Raw genomic sequence first — 14435 nt, forward strand, 5'->3', positions numbered from 1 at the left:
GCCCTGCCGGCGCAACCTTTTTTGATCCGACAGGCGCCCGCCGCCTGTAACCAAAGGAGAAGCCGATGAATATTCGCTATTCCGTCAATCAGAGAGATTTCAAGCGCTACACGACAGACGAAGTGCGCGACGAGTTCCTGATCCAGAACCTTTATGTCGCCGACACCGTCGTCGCCGTCTATTCCCACGTCGACCGCATGGTCGTGTTCGGCATCATGCCGGTTTCCGAAGCGGTGCCGCTCGACAAAGGCATCGAGTGCATGAAGAGCTTCGGCACCGATTACATCCTGGAGCGTCGCGAGCTCGGCCTCTTCAACCTCGGCGGCGCCGGCACGGTGGAAGTCGATGGGCAAACCTTCGACGTCGGCTTCCAGGACTGCGTCTATATCTCCAAGGGCAGCCGCAACGTCGTCTTCAAGAGCAAGGCGGGCGACAAGCCGGCGAAGTTCTATTGCATCTCGGCTCCCGCCCATAAGGTGCTGAAAACCACCTTCCTCTCGATGGCGGACGCCAAGAAAGTGCCGATGGGCGACGACAAGTCGGCCAACAAGCGCGTCATCAACCAGTTCATCCATCCGGACGTGCTGGAGACCTGCCAGCTCTGCATGGGCCTCACCCAGCTCGAGCCCGGAAACGTGTGGAACACCATGCCGGCTCACACCCATGAGCGCCGCTCGGAGATCTACACCTATTTCAACGTGCCCGAGGACCAGGCGGTCTTCCACATGATGGGTGAGGGCCAGGAAACCCGGCACATCCTCGTTCACAACGAGGATGCGGTGATCTCCCCGTCGTGGAGCATCCACGCCGGCTGCGGCACCACGGCCTACACGTTCATCTGGGCCATGGGCGGCGAGAACCAGGTGTTCCCCGACATGGATCACATCGCCATCAAGGACCTGCGCTAGGCGCGTCGGCTCTTCGAATTATCTGACAAGGAGAACGGGTTCATGGAACTCTCCTCAGCCTTCTCATTGAAGGGCAAGGTCGCGCTGGTGACCGGCGCCTCCTACGGCATCGGCTTCGCCATGGCTTCGGCGCTCGCCGAGGCGGGCGCGACGATCGTCTTCAACGACGTCAATCCCGACCATCTCGCCAAGGGCCTGGAGGCCTACAAGGCCGCCGGCATCGACGCCAAGGGCTATATCTGCGACGTCACCGACGAGGCGGCGGTCGAGGCGATGGTGGCCAAGATCGCCGACGAGGTCGGGTCGATCGACATTCTGGTCAACAATGCCGGCATCATCAAGCGCATCCCGATGATCGAGATGTCTGCCGCCGAGTTCCGCCAGGTCATTGATATCGACCTGAACGGCCCCTTCATCGTCTCGAAGGCGGTGATCCCCGGCATGATCAAGAAGGGCGCGGGCAAGATCATCAACATCTGTTCGATGATGAGCGAGCTCGGCCGCGAAACGGTGTCGGCCTATGCCGCCGCCAAAGGCGGCCTCAAGATGCTGACCCGCAACATCGCCTCGGAGTACGGCTCCTACAACATCCAGTGCAATGGCATCGGGCCCGGCTACATCGAGACGCCGCAGACCGCGCCGCTGCGCGAGCCGGGACATCCCTTCAACAGCTTCATCCTCGCCAAGACGCCGGCCAATCGCTGGGGCACGACGGATGACCTGAAGGGACCGGCGGTCTTCCTCGCCTCCCCGGCCTCGGATTTCGTCAACGGCCACGTGCTCTATGTCGACGGCGGCATCCTCGCCTATATCGGCAAGCAGCCCTGAGGCAGAGCGCCGAGCCATAGCGTCGGAGCGAACCGACCTTCCGGTCGATCGCGTTTCGCTCTGACTACCATTGAAAGCCGTGGGGAGCCCCCTCCCCGCGGCCTTTTCGCGAGTACCAGTTCGACGGAACGCTTGCACGGTCGAAGCAGCCCCTCGAGCAGAATGCGCAGGAAGCGAAAGTCGGCGCACTTGCCCTCATGCCCGGAACGGCTGTGTCCCGAGCATTGTTGGCGGCGGATCGGCCTTTCGCCCTACGAGGCGTTACCCTTCGAGCATGTAGCGGGAAAAGATCAGCGCATCCTTGGCGTCGCGATCCATCTGCGCCTCGTCGGCGTTGTTGCTGAGATCACGCCAGACCCGGATGTCGCTCCCGATCTGACCGCCCATCTTGACGAAGGGCTCCATGACAACTGCGCCCTCGTAGCCAATCTCTCGCAGCGCCTCGCCGACTTCTCGCCAGGGAATGCGCCCCTTGCCGGGAACGCGCCGGTTGCATTCCCCGGTGTGGAAGTGGCCGAGAAGAGGCCCGGCAGCGCGGATGGCGCCGCCGAAGCTGTCCTCCTCGATGTTCATATGGAAGGTGTCGAGCATCACCTTCACGTTCGGCTTTCCGACGTCGCGGACAAAGGCGACTCCCTCCTCGGCCGTGTTGAGGATGTGGTTCTCGAAGCGGTTGAGCACCTCGAGGCACAGGTCGATTCCAAGGTTCGCGGCGAAGTCGGCGATGCCGGTGATCCCTTCAACGGCCCTGGCCCGGTCGCCCTCCTTATCCACCGGCTCGGAATAGTCGAGCGGCCAATAGCTGTAGAGCCCCCCACCGATGACATGAACGTCGAGCTTGGCGATGTTGGTCAGCGTCTCTTCGAAGAACTTGCGCCCCGCCGCGCGCACTGTGGCATCGGGCGAGGAAAGATAACGGTCCTTGGAAGGCCCAAGTCCGGCCGTCAGGATCAGGCCATTGTCCTTGGCACAGCGGTGGATCTCGTCGAGATGGCGGGGCTCGTAGCCGTTCACGTGGTGAGCGGCGATCTCCAGGACGTCAAATCCGAGCTTGGCGACTTTCTCGACATAGCGCAGGCAGTCCGCGCTCCACTCTTTCTCCCAGTACGAATAGTAGATTCCGTATTTCATTGCATCACCAAGTTTTTTGGAACGGACGTCAGGACATGGAGGCCTGCGCTTTGACTTCGCCCCGGCCACCGTTGATCATAGTCTCATAGGCGTTGATCCGTGCCCACGTGCATCATCTTCCCCCGCAGGCACGAAGGACCTCCCGAACCTCCCCGTCAGACGACGGTGAAGCCGCCGTCCATGACGAGGTCGGCGCCCGTGGTGAAGGCCGCGCAGTCGCTGGCGAGATAGAGAACCCCGCCCACCAAATTCTCCGGCGTCCCCATGACGGGCGTCACCGACTGCTCCAGCCAGGACCTGCGCCAATCCTCACGCAGATTCCCCGTCATCTCTGTGCGGATGTAGCCGGGACTGATCGAGTTGACGCGTATGCCGTGGGGCGCCCATTCCACCGCGAGGGATTTCGTCAGCTGAATGACGCCCGCCTTGGAGGCGTTATAGGCGCTCTGAGGCTGCGGCCGGTTGACGATGTGGGCGGACATGGAGGCGGTGTTGACGATCGAGCCGCCCCCGCCCTGGGCGATCATCTGCCGCCCTGCCGCCCGCGCGGTTAGGAAGACGCCCACCAGATTGACGTCGATCACCTTTTTCCACTCCGAAAAGTCGATGCTTTCGCTCGGAGCGTTGTTGGCGATGCCGGCATTGTTGAAGGCGACGTCGAGGCGGCCGAAGGCGCCGACGATCGGCGCGATCATGGCGTCGGTGTCTTCCGGCGAGGTGACGTCGAGCGACAGGGCCAGCGCCTTGACGCCGGCCTTCTCGACCTCGTGGGCCGCCTCTTCCGCCTTCTGCTTGTTCAGATCGATGATGGCGACGTTCATGCCGCACTGCGCCATGCCGAGCGCGACGGACTTGCCGATGCCCTGGGCGCCACCCGTCACGAAGGCGCTCTTGCCCTGCAAGGCGAACAGTTTCTCGAGATAAGACATGAGCTTTTCCTCCAACCAGTCTTTCATGCCGCAGCCACGCAACAGGCATCGCGCCATCCTCGTCGGCCGATTTTCGGCCGTCAGATGCTCCCCCCGCATACGTGCGTTTTTCCGACCTGACTTCCCCGGCGCATGCGGAGCGCTCGGTCGGAAGGGCGAGGATGATGGTGCCCGCCTTGAACCATGCGCTGGATGCAACCGGGAAGGCCGGTGTGGTCCATGATATTCGAAATCACGCCGAGGGTCAGCGTGACGTTGCCGCAGGCGCTTCCAAGGATGACATGCGCGATGAGGATCAAGACCCTCCGAAAGCTCCTAGCGCCAGGCGGCGCGGAACCGTCATCATCGACAGGGCAGTCGTTCTGGTTCCCGTCGCCGAACAGCCGCGGAACGCGCGTTGACTCGAAACACCGGCAATTCTCGAGGTGCATTCACCAAATCCAGACGGAAATCATCCGCCGGTCGAGAGCAATGATGGCCTTGCCTGCCGCACACCGATGAGATACGAAAGCCGACATCGCTGCCGTCCTTCAGGCCCGGCAGCCGGGCACCCGTAGCTCAGCTGGATAGAGTGCTGCCCTCCGAATTGTCCGCGAAGAGCGGATGCAGCTTTCCATAACAATTTGAATTTTCAGCACAATTCGGCGAAAGTCGACTGGTGTGTTTGCGGGATCCGTGTCTGCGGCGCGATACTGGCACGCCCGTATCTACCGGAGCGCCCGGACTGAGCGCCAAGCTCGCAGGCAGCCGTTGTTGACCAGCTTGAGAAAGAACTGCCTTAACAAGGTGCTCTAATACCACATAATTTGGCTGCAGCGGTCCATTGGGCCGCAGCGCTTTGCCACGATTGAAGCGCTCGCCGGATAGCGCCTTTGGCATCGAAAGCCACATTCCCGGCACACTGGCTGCAAGCCGCTCCGGCAACGAGCCACGCGCCCGCGAGGCTGCACCAAGAATTCCTCTTGCCACGTCAGTCTGTTCCTTGGCGCCGCTGTGGGGGCATCCTATGCGTGAAGGCACAAAACAGGAACGCTTTCATGGCAACGATCAGGCGACTTCGTGGACGATGGCAGGCGATGGTTCGTCGCAAAGGGTTGCAGCCGCGTGCGAAGAGCTTCGACAGCAAGGCCGACGCCGAGAAGTGGGCGAGAAGTCTGGAGGCGGAACTCGACCGTTGCGGCAATCTTCCCGACACGCGCCTTGCCGAGAAGATGACCGTCCGGGAGCTTCTGGAGCGCTATCTCAAGGAGATCACGCCATCGAAGAGGAGCGCTTCGACCGAGACCTACCGTATCCGGGGAATGCTCTCCCGGTCGATCTGCTTTCGCACGCTGGCGCTCCTGACACCGGGCGACGTTGCCGGCTATCGAGATGAACGACTCACGCACGTTGCGCCGGCGACGGTCATTCGCGAGCTGAACACGCTCGGCCACGCCATCGACATCGCTCGCAAGGAGTGGGGTGTTCATCTTCCGCAAAATCCCTGCCGGCTCATCCGGCGACCTTCGCCGCCGCGTGGCCGCAATCGGCGCCTGCAGCCCGGTGAAGAGCAACGCCTGCTGGACGCTGCCAATAGCGGTCGAAACCCATGGATACGCCCTCTGATCATCCTCGCGCTTGAGACCGCCATGCGGCAGGGCGAGTTGCTGTCCCTGACCTGGGAAAACGTCGATCTCGAAAAGCGCATCGCCCATCTGCCTATGACCAAGAACGGCGAAGAGCGTGACGTGCCGCTGTCGCAGAGGGCCACCGAGATCCTCCGGCAGCTCAAGGGCGAACGCACTGGAGAACGGGTGATCGACACCAGCAAATCTGCCGTGGAGCAAGCATGGGCGCACCTGCGGGCGCGCGCCGGGTCAGTGGACCTTCATTTTCACGATTTGCGGCACGAAGCGGTCACACGCCTGCTGGAGCGTGGTTTCAACGTCATCGAGACCGCGACGATCTCCGGTCACAAAGAGCTTCGCATGCTCCAGCGCTATGCTCATATCAAGGCTGTCGATCTGGTCGATCGCCTGTAGCAGCGCACCAGAAGGCAGCGTTCGCCGCGCCGGGATTTTCCTTTGCACCCCGTGCCCCGCGTCCTATCAGCTTGAGGCTGTCGGATCGGCCGGCAGCGTGAATGCTGAAGGAATGTCGCAATGGTCACCATGCCTCTCCGACAAATCGGGCTCGTCTCGTTGTGCGTGCTCGTCGGTGCAGCCGCCGCGCGGGCGGAAACGCCGGCACAATTTGACGCCCAGATCGCCGTCAATCAGGCGGCGCATGACTGGATTCTCGATGCCGATGCGCCGTGGCCAGCTTCTTGGGCTTCGGTGGAATACACGGCCTGAAGCGCCGGATCGTGTCCCTGAGCCTTACAGAGGCCTGTGACGCCCGGCCCGTGCCGCTCACGATGCGATCACTCGAAGCTCGCAGCACGTCAACGGACCTATTCCGTGGCCGCTTTTTTCCACTTCCTGGCGGCGAGGTCCAGCATGGTGGGCGTTGTCAGCCAGAGAGCCTGCTGCAAATTTTTCCCACTAATTCGGGCGAGAAATACGTTCGCGCGCCTTCGCGCATGCGCTGAGAACGTTGAATTCCGTTCTATCGCTCGCTTGAACCTCTAATAACTTGTTTAGGAATATGTCCTCTTCCTGCCTCTCCATCACAAATGCTGAAGCTCTCTCTGCTCACGTTCGCGCAAATTTCGCAGCGCGACCTCAAACGCCTTGTTGAGATCATTGTAGGCGACGTAGGTTTTTGAAGGTCCGCGTCCGGCGCGCTTCTCGGGTTTCACTGCTAAGCCTCGCTCGCGAAGGTGCTTAATGAGGCCTCGGCGGTGAGTGGCTCTCCTTCGTTGAAGCGCATCGTCCATCTCACGCAAACCAATCATTCCGGTCATCATGAATTTCCGGCGCCGGTCGTTTTCGAGCCTCTCCGACACAAGACCCATAACGCCACCGTGCGAGCACTTGAATGTTGGTAGCATGAACCGGAAATATGTATTCTGAAGCCCTTCGAAGTGAAATCGCCGCAGGTCGTCGATGAATATAACGCCTAGCCGCCGAACCTCCTCCGTCTCTAGCGTCACCTCCATTCTGACGCGGCGCTCTTCCTCAGTGAGAATCCGAGCCGTGCCTGCTGCCCGGTTCTGCTGGTCGATCTCCTTATCCATGATGCGCCACATCGCCGGTCCGTATTTTCGCCCGACATAGTAGTTAGCATCTCCAACAGGTTGCCGGTCGTGATCGGTAGTTATCGCCAAATGCTCATTCAGAGAATTATCGCGCGACAGCGGGAGCACTGCAGCATAGCGTTCCCCATCCATTTTGTTCCCCCAAGCAAAGCGAGGTCTGTCCGGGCGCGTTGAGAGAACCTCCGGAGGAGGAACATGGTGCCGCTGCAAAACAGTCAGCATTCTCGTTCGCGCATCCGGCGATGGAGTTCTCGGCCGGAAATCGACACTGATCTCCATCGCCCGGATCACGCCCTGCATCTCCAAACTGAATTTTTGCTCCATCGCCCCCACTGCGGTGAGCATCAACGCGATCGTTGGTTCCTGTAGTATTACCGAGAAGTAGGTTCCGGTTTGGCTACGTTTTTCCTCCTCATCGAGCGGCACGAGATCTGTGAAGCAATTCGTATCAAGCGCTTTGTCGATTGTGCGCTTCACGTGGATTGCCTGCGTGCGCCGAGAAATCCAAAAGCCGATATCGACCCAATCGATAACTGCGCGGCGATGAAAGTCACCGAGATCAATCTGCGGCACCATCGCCAAGCGATTGGCTAGCCGTTCCTGCGACTGAGCGAGCTTCTGATCGAAGTATGTCAGATTCACCGGGGTCCTGCTGCTCTTGGCGAACTTCACGGCAATATTTCGTAGCGGCACGTGTAAAGATCCTGGATCAAAACAGCAGAAGTGGATGGACCCGATACGACCTCAGCGGAGATCGGGGAAGCCGTCATGATTGCGTTGATCCCTGATCGCGGAGGTATCACTGTGCCGGAGAGTGCGAAGTCCTAGAAAATACGCGGTCCACGGGAGGGAATGCCGCCTGAGGGTTCTGAAATCCCGGTAACGTCCGGAACTCCGGTTGCAACAAATCGACTGGCTGCTCGAACTGCGATCCCAAGCGTGTCGTCGGACTCAGATCGCAAGAGAGACTCACCGGCGCGCATTCGCGCTGCCAGTGCGTCTTTCTGCGTCCGAACAAAGAATGCTCGCCGCCGGCTTCCTATGACGCTTCAGCGTGCGGGTGGCTAAGTCCGCACGCGATCGTGCATCGACGAGCGTCCGGCTCGGGATGGGGCGTTGCCGGGCAGCAGAGCCTCCCAAGTCGCATCATGGTTGACACGGCGGTTGACAGAAGTTGACATCAGGTCGCTATGAGCCCCGAAGGGCGGCGTATTTGGTTGACATCGCCGGCATTGAGGCCGCGAATGGCAGGTTCGTTTCGGCGCTAAGTCATTGATTTCACTTTGAGGGTTTACACAAAGTTTACACTAAGTTGACGGATTTCAACGATTTCGGAATTTCCGGTATTCTGTCAACTTCCGGTGTGACTGAGGTGGCTTCTCGTATTGGTGCTGCTGTTCAGACCGGACCAAAGATCTCGATATGGCTCGGACGACCGGATAGCTCACTCGACCGCGTTCTGCCTGCTCGGTTGCGTCGATCTAGGTTTTGGCGCCGGAACTCCGCTCGCGAAAGTTCACTGCCATCTCGGCCTGACATCGGTCAGAACACTCCCTGGACCAATTCCTGTCGTGCTTGTCGATGGTTCTCTCCGGCGTTGCGTCGGCCGGCGCCGGTCTCCAAAGTCCTTGGTCGTGTCATGCCAAAGCACTTAGGCGAAGAAGGGCGTCACGATGGACGCCCTCGCTGAGATCAAATTGGTCGCGGCTACGCTCAAGCCGCTGGCGGTCGGCCTTCTGTCGGAATGCGGACGCGAGGCTTGTGCGACCGCAGGTGTCGGCGAAGGTAGCGCGATGCCTCGGCATACGTTCTCAGAGCCATATTGAACCGCACGCCCTTGGCTGCGGTCGCTCCTTCAGAAGCGTAGAGCCCGATGGAGAGTGGATCGGTGCAGTTCCAGAGCTGGCCGGAAAGCCCGAAAAGTTCTTGGAGGTCGTCGAGCCGCATTGCGCCGCCGCGAACGTAGCGCGCGATCAGGATCTCAAACCGATGACGTAAATTGGATGGCGCGTGTCCACCGCGCGACGGGTTGTAGCGCATCATTTGGCCTCCGGCGCAGCCAACTTAAAGGTTCGCCGGTCGTTGACGAGAAAATGCAGATTGCCGAGGGTAATTCCTGGGCGCGGAAAGCACTTCGGGAGGAACAGGCGAAGGAGCTGCTTATCTTCAGAACTCATGGGCACCGAGCTACCCTCCAAGAGCCCTGCCGCAATAGCAAGTTTTTTGCGATTACCTTCAGTTGGATCGGCAGCGAGCGCCCTCAGCGCCTCTCTCGTCAAAGCAACATGCCCAAGCGCTTCATGCGCCAGATCGACAAATGCATGAAGATCCACGACCGCGCCCTCCAGATACTCCGTCACGGTCGCAATCTCGTCAAAAATGCCTTTATCGCCAGCGCCGGAGCTCGCATCATTGATCAACGAGGCAATCCAGGCAGAGCCTTGCTTAACCTCGTCAGCCATTTCCATGTGCTCCCCCGCCGACGACAGGAGTGAAGTCGCTTCGTCGGTCTTCAGGAAGTCCGCGACTGCGGAGGTCGTGTTGGTAGTGCCCATTATGTTATGGTCCTTCTGCTCATAGCCGTGAGTAAGATTCGTCGCGTTGGAGCGCGACGGCTCGTAAAGCTGCCGGCGCGGTTGCAGTCGCGTCGGCAGCACCAAGGGCCTCAGCCCTTGACCTCTGTCACCGGGTGTTCGAGGCGGACTCGCTTCCCTAGTTGATCCTTGATCTTGTTCAGGCGGACGATTTCGCGAAGCGCCCGCTTCTTCTCCGAAGGGTCCGACAGGTCGGACTCTTCAAGCTCCTTGATCCGAGCTTCGATCTCTTCCCGCTTGAACGCGTTGATCTTCTGGGTCAGCACGTCGAGGGCCTCGTGAAGCGCGCCCACAAGAAGCTCGGCCTTTGAGATCGAGCCCCGATTTTCAATGTCGGCGCTGCTCAAATCGTATGTGTCGAATTCCGGCCAGTCCTCCGTCCTGAACCAGGGGAGTTCGATGCCGGCATAAGCGCACATTTCTTCGGCGCTCTGCCACCCTTCGATGTGCTCACCGTCATGGAGCCAAAAGAACTCCGAGAAGGGGCGCCGGATATACGGTGCCGCCTCGTCCGGCATTGCCTTCTGTTCCCGCGCGATCCGCTCGCGCCGCTTTCGCTGCCGTTCGGCGCTGGTCATTACCATGTGCGTGCCTCCGTTGCTGAGACAGCATATAGCTCAAAATCGTGACCGTTACAACAGATGTAACGATCGATTCTTCGTTTTTTTGTGAACCAAGGACCGAGGCGGCGGCGTCGATCCGCGTCCCAAAGCCTTGCATCCGCTCAATGCGATTACCGAAGTCTTAGCTCGCGTTACCTTGGCGAGCGCTTCAGCGGCGAAAGATCAAACGCCGCCCTCCCTTCGAATGGACATTCGCCGAAACGCACAGGCAAAGTCACAGGCGCGCGCTCCTCGCCGGATGAAGAATGGATGCGACGAGACCGCAGGATCGAGCCGGTGAGCGGCTGCGAGCCAATTCGAGCATATCTGGGCGCAACGAGTAAGTCATACCGACGAGCCTTTGAAAGCATCGCTTTCAGAGGGCGCCGGTCAGCCCGCGCGGCGCTTGAGCGAACCGTCTCGCGCAAGAACCGGCTGAAAGGTCGGTTCAATTGCGCAGCGGCATCAGCTGTCCAATTCAACGGCGCGTGCCATTGCGGCCTCTCACGGCGACGGCTCCACTTTCTCCCACCCCAGCATGTGCTCGTTTTTGTCGAGCCAGGCCTTGCGCTCCTGCCAATCCGGCAGCACGCGGCCCACAAGGTCCCAGAATTCCGGTTCGTGGTTGCGGTGCTTCAGGTGGCACATCTCGTGAACCACCGCATATTCCAGCACGGGCTTTGGCGCGAAGATCAGATGCCAGTTCAGATTGATCTGACGGTCCTGGCCGCAGCTGCCCCACATATGCTTCTGGTCCTTGATCTGCACGCCGCGCGGATTCAATCCATGCCGCTCGCCATGTCGTCGGGCGAAGTCGCGAGCATCATCGCGCACACGGCGCTTCAGCCAGAGCCTGAGGGCACTCTCGATGATGGCATCAGACGAGTCGGGTGACAGATCGGACGGTTTGCGGATCTGGAAACTGTTGCGGAAGCTGACCTCGACCAGGGAGCCCTCAAATGGTTCGATGGTCAGTCTGCTCATTCGGCCGCGATAGGGGATCTTTGCGCCGGACACGAATTGGTAGACGCGCGTCTGAGCTTTAGCGCGCTTTTCCATGCCCTGCACGGTCTCGATGATCCAGGCGCGCCGGCGCCCTAGCACGGCACTGATCTGTTCGTCGGTGGCGTTCTCCGGCACCAGCAATTCAAAGGATTTCGGCGTGATGCTGAGGCTCGCCCTCTGTGCCTTCGCTGATCGCCTCAGCGTGTATTCGATCTCTTGGCTGCCGATGCGATAAACAGGCACGTCATTGCCCCGCGAAATGCTTGAGCGCGTAGGCCTCCACCTCTTCCGGGATCTCCTTGAGCTGTGTCAGCCCTGCCAGATGCGCCATAGAGCGCACCTGTTGACGCAGGCTTTTGCGCAAACCATCCTTCTCCCACCAGCCGGCGGACGCGGTCGCGGGGTCCGTGTAAAGCCTCTCCAGTCGGATCGCCAGATCCTCGCCTTCTGGGCCCGACGTGAAGTCATTCAGGATCTGCAGGATGCCATAGGCTCCGGGAGACAGACCTGCCTCGACATGGGCGGCATCCTCGGCGGCGATGTCCTTCGCAAGCTCTTCGGCTGCCTTCAGCTTCCCCGACCAAGAGAGCTGGGCGCTTTCGAGCTTCTCCAGCAGCTGGCGCAGGCGCTCGGAGAACTTGCCATATTGATGCGGGCTGTCGTCGATCCGCTCGGTGACGGTCTTACGCAGTTCCGTTGTCTTGCGGATTGCGGCCGTCATCAGCTCTTCTTCAGACTTGTCTTCAGCTTCGAAGTCCTCCCAGAACTTCGGATCGGTGATGTGGCGCAGCTTGACGGTGACGCTGAGACCTGTTGCCTCCAGATGCTTCTCCAGCATCTCGCGGATCTTCTCGCTGTAGTTCATCTGGTCGAAGGCCTGGCGCTTCTCGAAGCGCTGGGTGCCATAGAGCAGAAAGTTTGCGACCCATTTCAGGTCGGCGGTGAATTCGAGAACGCTCGGGTCCGGGCTCAGTGTCTCGTAGAGCGCGATGAAGCTGCGGGCCTTGGCCTTGAAGTCGAACCACTTGTCCTCGGTGCCCAGCAGCTTCACGAAGGCATCGTATTCCGCCTTCAGCCCGTCCTTGTCGCTTGCCGTGCGTTTCAGCGGCTTCATCATGGTTGCGACAGCTGAATGGGCGGCGCGCAGTTGGTTACGCAGGTCGTCCAGGTCGCGCATGGCGTTCTTCACGTCATCGGCGCGGTAGGAGGAGAGCGCTTCCTCCAAATGTCCGGACACGCCAATGTAATCGACGATCAGGCCGTTGCGCTTCTTCGCGTCCGAGACGCGGTTGGTGCGAGCGATCGCCTGGAGCAGACCATGCTCCTTCAGCGGCTTGTCGAGATACATCACGCTTTCGATCGGGCAATCGAAACCGGTCAAGAGCTTGTCGCAGACGATCAGGAACTGCGGGTCGTCACCCTTGCGGCCAAAGGCCTTCTTCGTCTGCTTCTCGGCCTCGGCATCCAGATAGTTCGCTTTGAGCGCGGTTCGGATCGCCTGCTTGTGGGCATCCTCGCTCGGCTTGCCGTCTTCCTGGTTGATCGAATAGACGCAGGCCGACATGGCGTCGGCCCGAACCTGTGCCTCCGCCGCTTCCACGCCGTCGGCCTGAAGGTCCTCGGCAATGACTTTCGTCAGCGCCTGTTTGTAGAGGATCACCGCCTCGCGATCGATGGCGACGATCTGCGCCTTGAACCCGTCTGGCCTGGCGTATTCCTTGAAATGCGTCCAGACGTCGTAGGCGATCAACTCGATCCGGCGCGGGTGCTTGACCAGATCCTCGATCTGCACCCCGCGCTTCTTGATCTCGTTGAGCTTGTCGTCGTCCAACTCGGCAAACCAGGTATCGAACAGGATGTCGATCTTGGCTTCATCGATATGCCAGTCGGTCTTGCGGCCGGTATAGTAGATCGGCACGGTCGCGCCATCGGCTACCGCGTCGTCGATGCCGTATTTGTCGAGATAGCCTTCGCCGACCACACCGAAATTCTCGTAGGTGTTCTTGTCGTCCTTCTTCACCGGCGTGCCGGTAAAGCCGAAGAAGCGGGCATGCGGCAGGGTTGCGCGCAGATAGGCGCCGAGATCCTTTTCCTGGGTGCGGTGCGCCTCGTCCACCATCACGATCCAGTTCTCGGAATTGGCGATCGGCTTCTCCGAGCCCTGGAACTTGAAGATGGTGGAAAGCGCCGTGTGCCCGTCCTTGCCGCTGTGGATCAGCGCATGCAGATCTTTGACGCTCTCGACTGGTATCGGGTTCGGCAAGCCGCAGGCAACGAAGGTGCCGCTGATCTGGCTGTGCAGGTCGATGCGGTCGGTCAGCACCAGAATGTTCGGATTGGTCAGCGTCTCGGATTGGATCGTCCGGTGTGTCTTCAGCTTCAGCGCCGCAAACACCATGGTCAGCGATTTGCCGCTGCCCTGCGTGTGCCAGATCAGCCCCTGCCGGTGCTTGCCCTCGATCACGCGGTCGACGATGCGATTGACCGCGCGAAACTGCTGGTAGCGGCAGATCTTCTTGATCGTGCCTTCATCCGTCTTTTCGAAGACGACAAAATGGGTGATCAGGTCGAGCAGACGGCTCGGCTCCAGCAGGCACCAAAGCCCTTTGGCAAGCGTATCGGGAAAATCGGCGTCAAACTTCGGCCACGGGTCGCGCCACTCGGCGAAATATTTCGAGCCGGAGCCCGTCGCGCCATAGAGCACCAGCGCACCGTCGGTCACGATGTTGAAGACATTGGAGAAGAACAGGCGCGGAATGTCCCGCTCATATTGCCTGATCTGCTCGAACGCCTCGCCGGTCTTGTCCTTCACATTCAGCGGGCTTTTCGCCTCGATCACCACCAGCGGAATGCCGTTTACACAGACCACGACATCCGGCTTGCGCGGATGCTCCGCCTTGACCCTAAGCTGATGCGTCACGGAAAACTGGTTGTTGCTGACGTCGAGAAAATCGATCACCCGCAGCGTCTGCCGCGTTTCCTGACCCGCCACCTTGCGCGCATAGTCCCCGCGCAAAACCTTCAGCCAAGCCTCATTGTCGCTGATCGCCGCAAGCTCGCCATAGGCGGCCTCCGCCGAAGCGCGGTCAATCCCATTGATGCGCATCAGCGCGTCGATCAGATGTGGGAGAAACAGAACCTGGTTCTCGCCGTCGCGTAAGGTAGAGTGCTCCGCCGGCGCCACGAAGCCATAGCCCATGGCCTTCAGATGCTCGATCGTCGGGCGCTCGGCAAAATGCCATTCGGGGCCTTGGCTCATG

General features: G+C 60.2%; 12 protein-coding genes. 4 read left to right on the plus strand and 8 right to left on the minus strand.

Annotated features, from left to right (window positions below):
- Positions 1-65 precede the first annotated feature (65 nt).
- On the plus strand, positions 66-908 hold the full coding sequence (gene kduI, locus B5D38_RS11340; RefSeq protein ID WP_078708546.1) for a 5-dehydro-4-deoxy-D-glucuronate isomerase: 843 nt from the start codon (positions 66-68) through the stop codon (positions 906-908).
- A gap of 42 nt (positions 909-950) precedes the next feature.
- On the plus strand, positions 951-1736 hold the full coding sequence (locus B5D38_RS11345) for a gluconate 5-dehydrogenase (protein ID WP_078708547.1): 786 nt from the start codon (positions 951-953) through the stop codon (positions 1734-1736).
- Between the two features lie 261 nt (positions 1737-1997).
- Here the strand turns inward: B5D38_RS11345 and B5D38_RS11350 are convergent, their stop codons facing one another.
- Both B5D38_RS11350 and B5D38_RS11355 read right to left on the minus strand, forming a co-directional pair.
- Positions 1998-2867 (minus strand): D-psicose 3-epimerase, encoded by an 870-nt coding sequence (locus B5D38_RS11350; RefSeq protein WP_078708548.1) that lies wholly within the window; start codon positions 2865-2867, stop codon positions 1998-2000.
- Between the two features lie 155 nt (positions 2868-3022).
- Positions 3023-3796: an SDR family oxidoreductase gene (locus tag B5D38_RS11355; protein WP_078708721.1), complete on the minus strand. Its 774-nt coding sequence runs from the start codon at positions 3794-3796 to the stop codon at positions 3023-3025.
- Positions 3797-4833: 1037 nt separating this feature from the next.
- Between B5D38_RS11355 and B5D38_RS11365 the strand changes: the two genes are divergently transcribed.
- Together B5D38_RS11365 and B5D38_RS11370 are read left to right on the plus strand one after the other, a co-directional pair.
- Positions 4834-5817: an integrase gene (locus tag B5D38_RS11365; RefSeq protein WP_078708550.1), complete on the plus strand. Its 984-nt coding sequence runs from the start codon at positions 4834-4836 to the stop codon at positions 5815-5817.
- 120 nt (positions 5818-5937) lie between these two features.
- The gene (locus B5D38_RS11370) at positions 5938-6129 is read left to right on the plus strand and encodes a hypothetical protein (RefSeq protein ID WP_078708551.1); all 192 of its coding nucleotides are present in this window, start codon (positions 5938-5940) and stop codon (positions 6127-6129) included.
- Between the two features lie 314 nt (positions 6130-6443).
- Here B5D38_RS11370 and B5D38_RS11375 read toward each other — a convergent pair whose 3' ends face one another.
- The 6 genes from B5D38_RS11375 to B5D38_RS11400 form a co-directional block, all read right to left on the minus strand.
- Positions 6444-7646 carry a hypothetical protein gene (locus B5D38_RS11375; RefSeq protein ID WP_078708552.1) on the minus strand — a complete coding sequence of 401 codons (1203 nt, stop codon included), beginning with the start codon at positions 7644-7646 and terminating at the stop codon, positions 6444-6446.
- A 1041-nt stretch (positions 7647-8687) separates the two neighbouring features.
- A complete protein-coding gene (locus tag B5D38_RS11380) occupies positions 8688-9017 on the minus strand; it encodes a hypothetical protein (protein ID WP_131829906.1) in 330 nt (109 codons plus the stop codon).
- Positions 9014-9529 carry a hypothetical protein gene (locus B5D38_RS11385; RefSeq protein ID WP_078708554.1) on the minus strand — a complete coding sequence of 172 codons (516 nt, stop codon included), beginning with the start codon at positions 9527-9529 and terminating at the stop codon, positions 9014-9016. Before B5D38_RS11385 ends, B5D38_RS11380 begins: the two co-directional genes overlap by 4 nt.
- Positions 9530-9639: 110 nt before the next feature.
- The gene (locus B5D38_RS11390; protein WP_131829907.1) at positions 9640-10152 is read right to left on the minus strand and encodes a hypothetical protein; all 513 of its coding nucleotides are present in this window, start codon (positions 10150-10152) and stop codon (positions 9640-9642) included.
- A gap of 522 nt (positions 10153-10674) precedes the next feature.
- Positions 10675-11418 (minus strand): M48 family metallopeptidase, encoded by a 744-nt coding sequence (locus B5D38_RS11395; RefSeq protein WP_078708556.1) that lies wholly within the window; start codon positions 11416-11418, stop codon positions 10675-10677.
- Position 11419: 1 nt separating this feature from the next.
- Complete coding sequence (locus B5D38_RS11400; RefSeq protein WP_078708557.1) at positions 11420-14434, minus strand: type I restriction endonuclease subunit R; 3015 nt, start codon at positions 14432-14434, stop codon at positions 11420-11422.
- Position 14435 lies beyond the last annotated feature (1 nt).

Origin of the sequence: Consotaella salsifontis, from assembly GCF_900167365.1 — a bacterium.
Lineage (GTDB): Bacteria > Pseudomonadota > Alphaproteobacteria > Rhizobiales > Rhizobiaceae > Consotaella > Consotaella salsifontis.

What these genes read in the sequence shown, in the direction of transcription:
- kduI (WP_078708546.1), top strand. Translation starts at nt 66, where the DNA reads ATGAATATTCGCTATTCCGTCAATCAGAGAGATTTCAAGCGCTACACG.
- B5D38_RS11345 (WP_078708547.1), top strand. Translation starts at nt 951, where the DNA reads ATGGAACTCTCCTCAGCCTTCTCATTGAAGGGCAAGGTCGCGCTGGTG.
- B5D38_RS11350 (WP_078708548.1), bottom strand. Translation starts at nt 2,867, where the DNA reads ATGAAATACGGAATCTACTATTCGTACTGGGAGAAAGAGTGGAGCGCG.
- B5D38_RS11355 (WP_078708721.1), bottom strand. Translation starts at nt 3,796, where the DNA reads ATGTCTTATCTCGAGAAACTGTTCGCCTTGCAGGGCAAGAGCGCCTTC.
- B5D38_RS11365 (WP_078708550.1), top strand. Translation starts at nt 4,834, where the DNA reads ATGGCAACGATCAGGCGACTTCGTGGACGATGGCAGGCGATGGTTCGT.
- B5D38_RS11370 (WP_078708551.1), top strand. Translation starts at nt 5,938, where the DNA reads ATGGTCACCATGCCTCTCCGACAAATCGGGCTCGTCTCGTTGTGCGTG.
- B5D38_RS11380 (WP_131829906.1), bottom strand. Translation starts at nt 9,017, where the DNA reads ATGATGCGCTACAACCCGTCGCGCGGTGGACACGCGCCATCCAATTTA.
- B5D38_RS11385 (WP_078708554.1), bottom strand. Translation starts at nt 9,529, where the DNA reads ATGGGCACTACCAACACGACCTCCGCAGTCGCGGACTTCCTGAAGACC.
- B5D38_RS11390 (WP_131829907.1), bottom strand. Translation starts at nt 10,152, where the DNA reads ATGGTAATGACCAGCGCCGAACGGCAGCGAAAGCGGCGCGAGCGGATC.
- B5D38_RS11400 (WP_078708557.1), bottom strand. Translation starts at nt 14,434, where the DNA reads ATGAGCCAAGGCCCCGAATGGCATTTTGCCGAGCGCCCGACGATCGAG.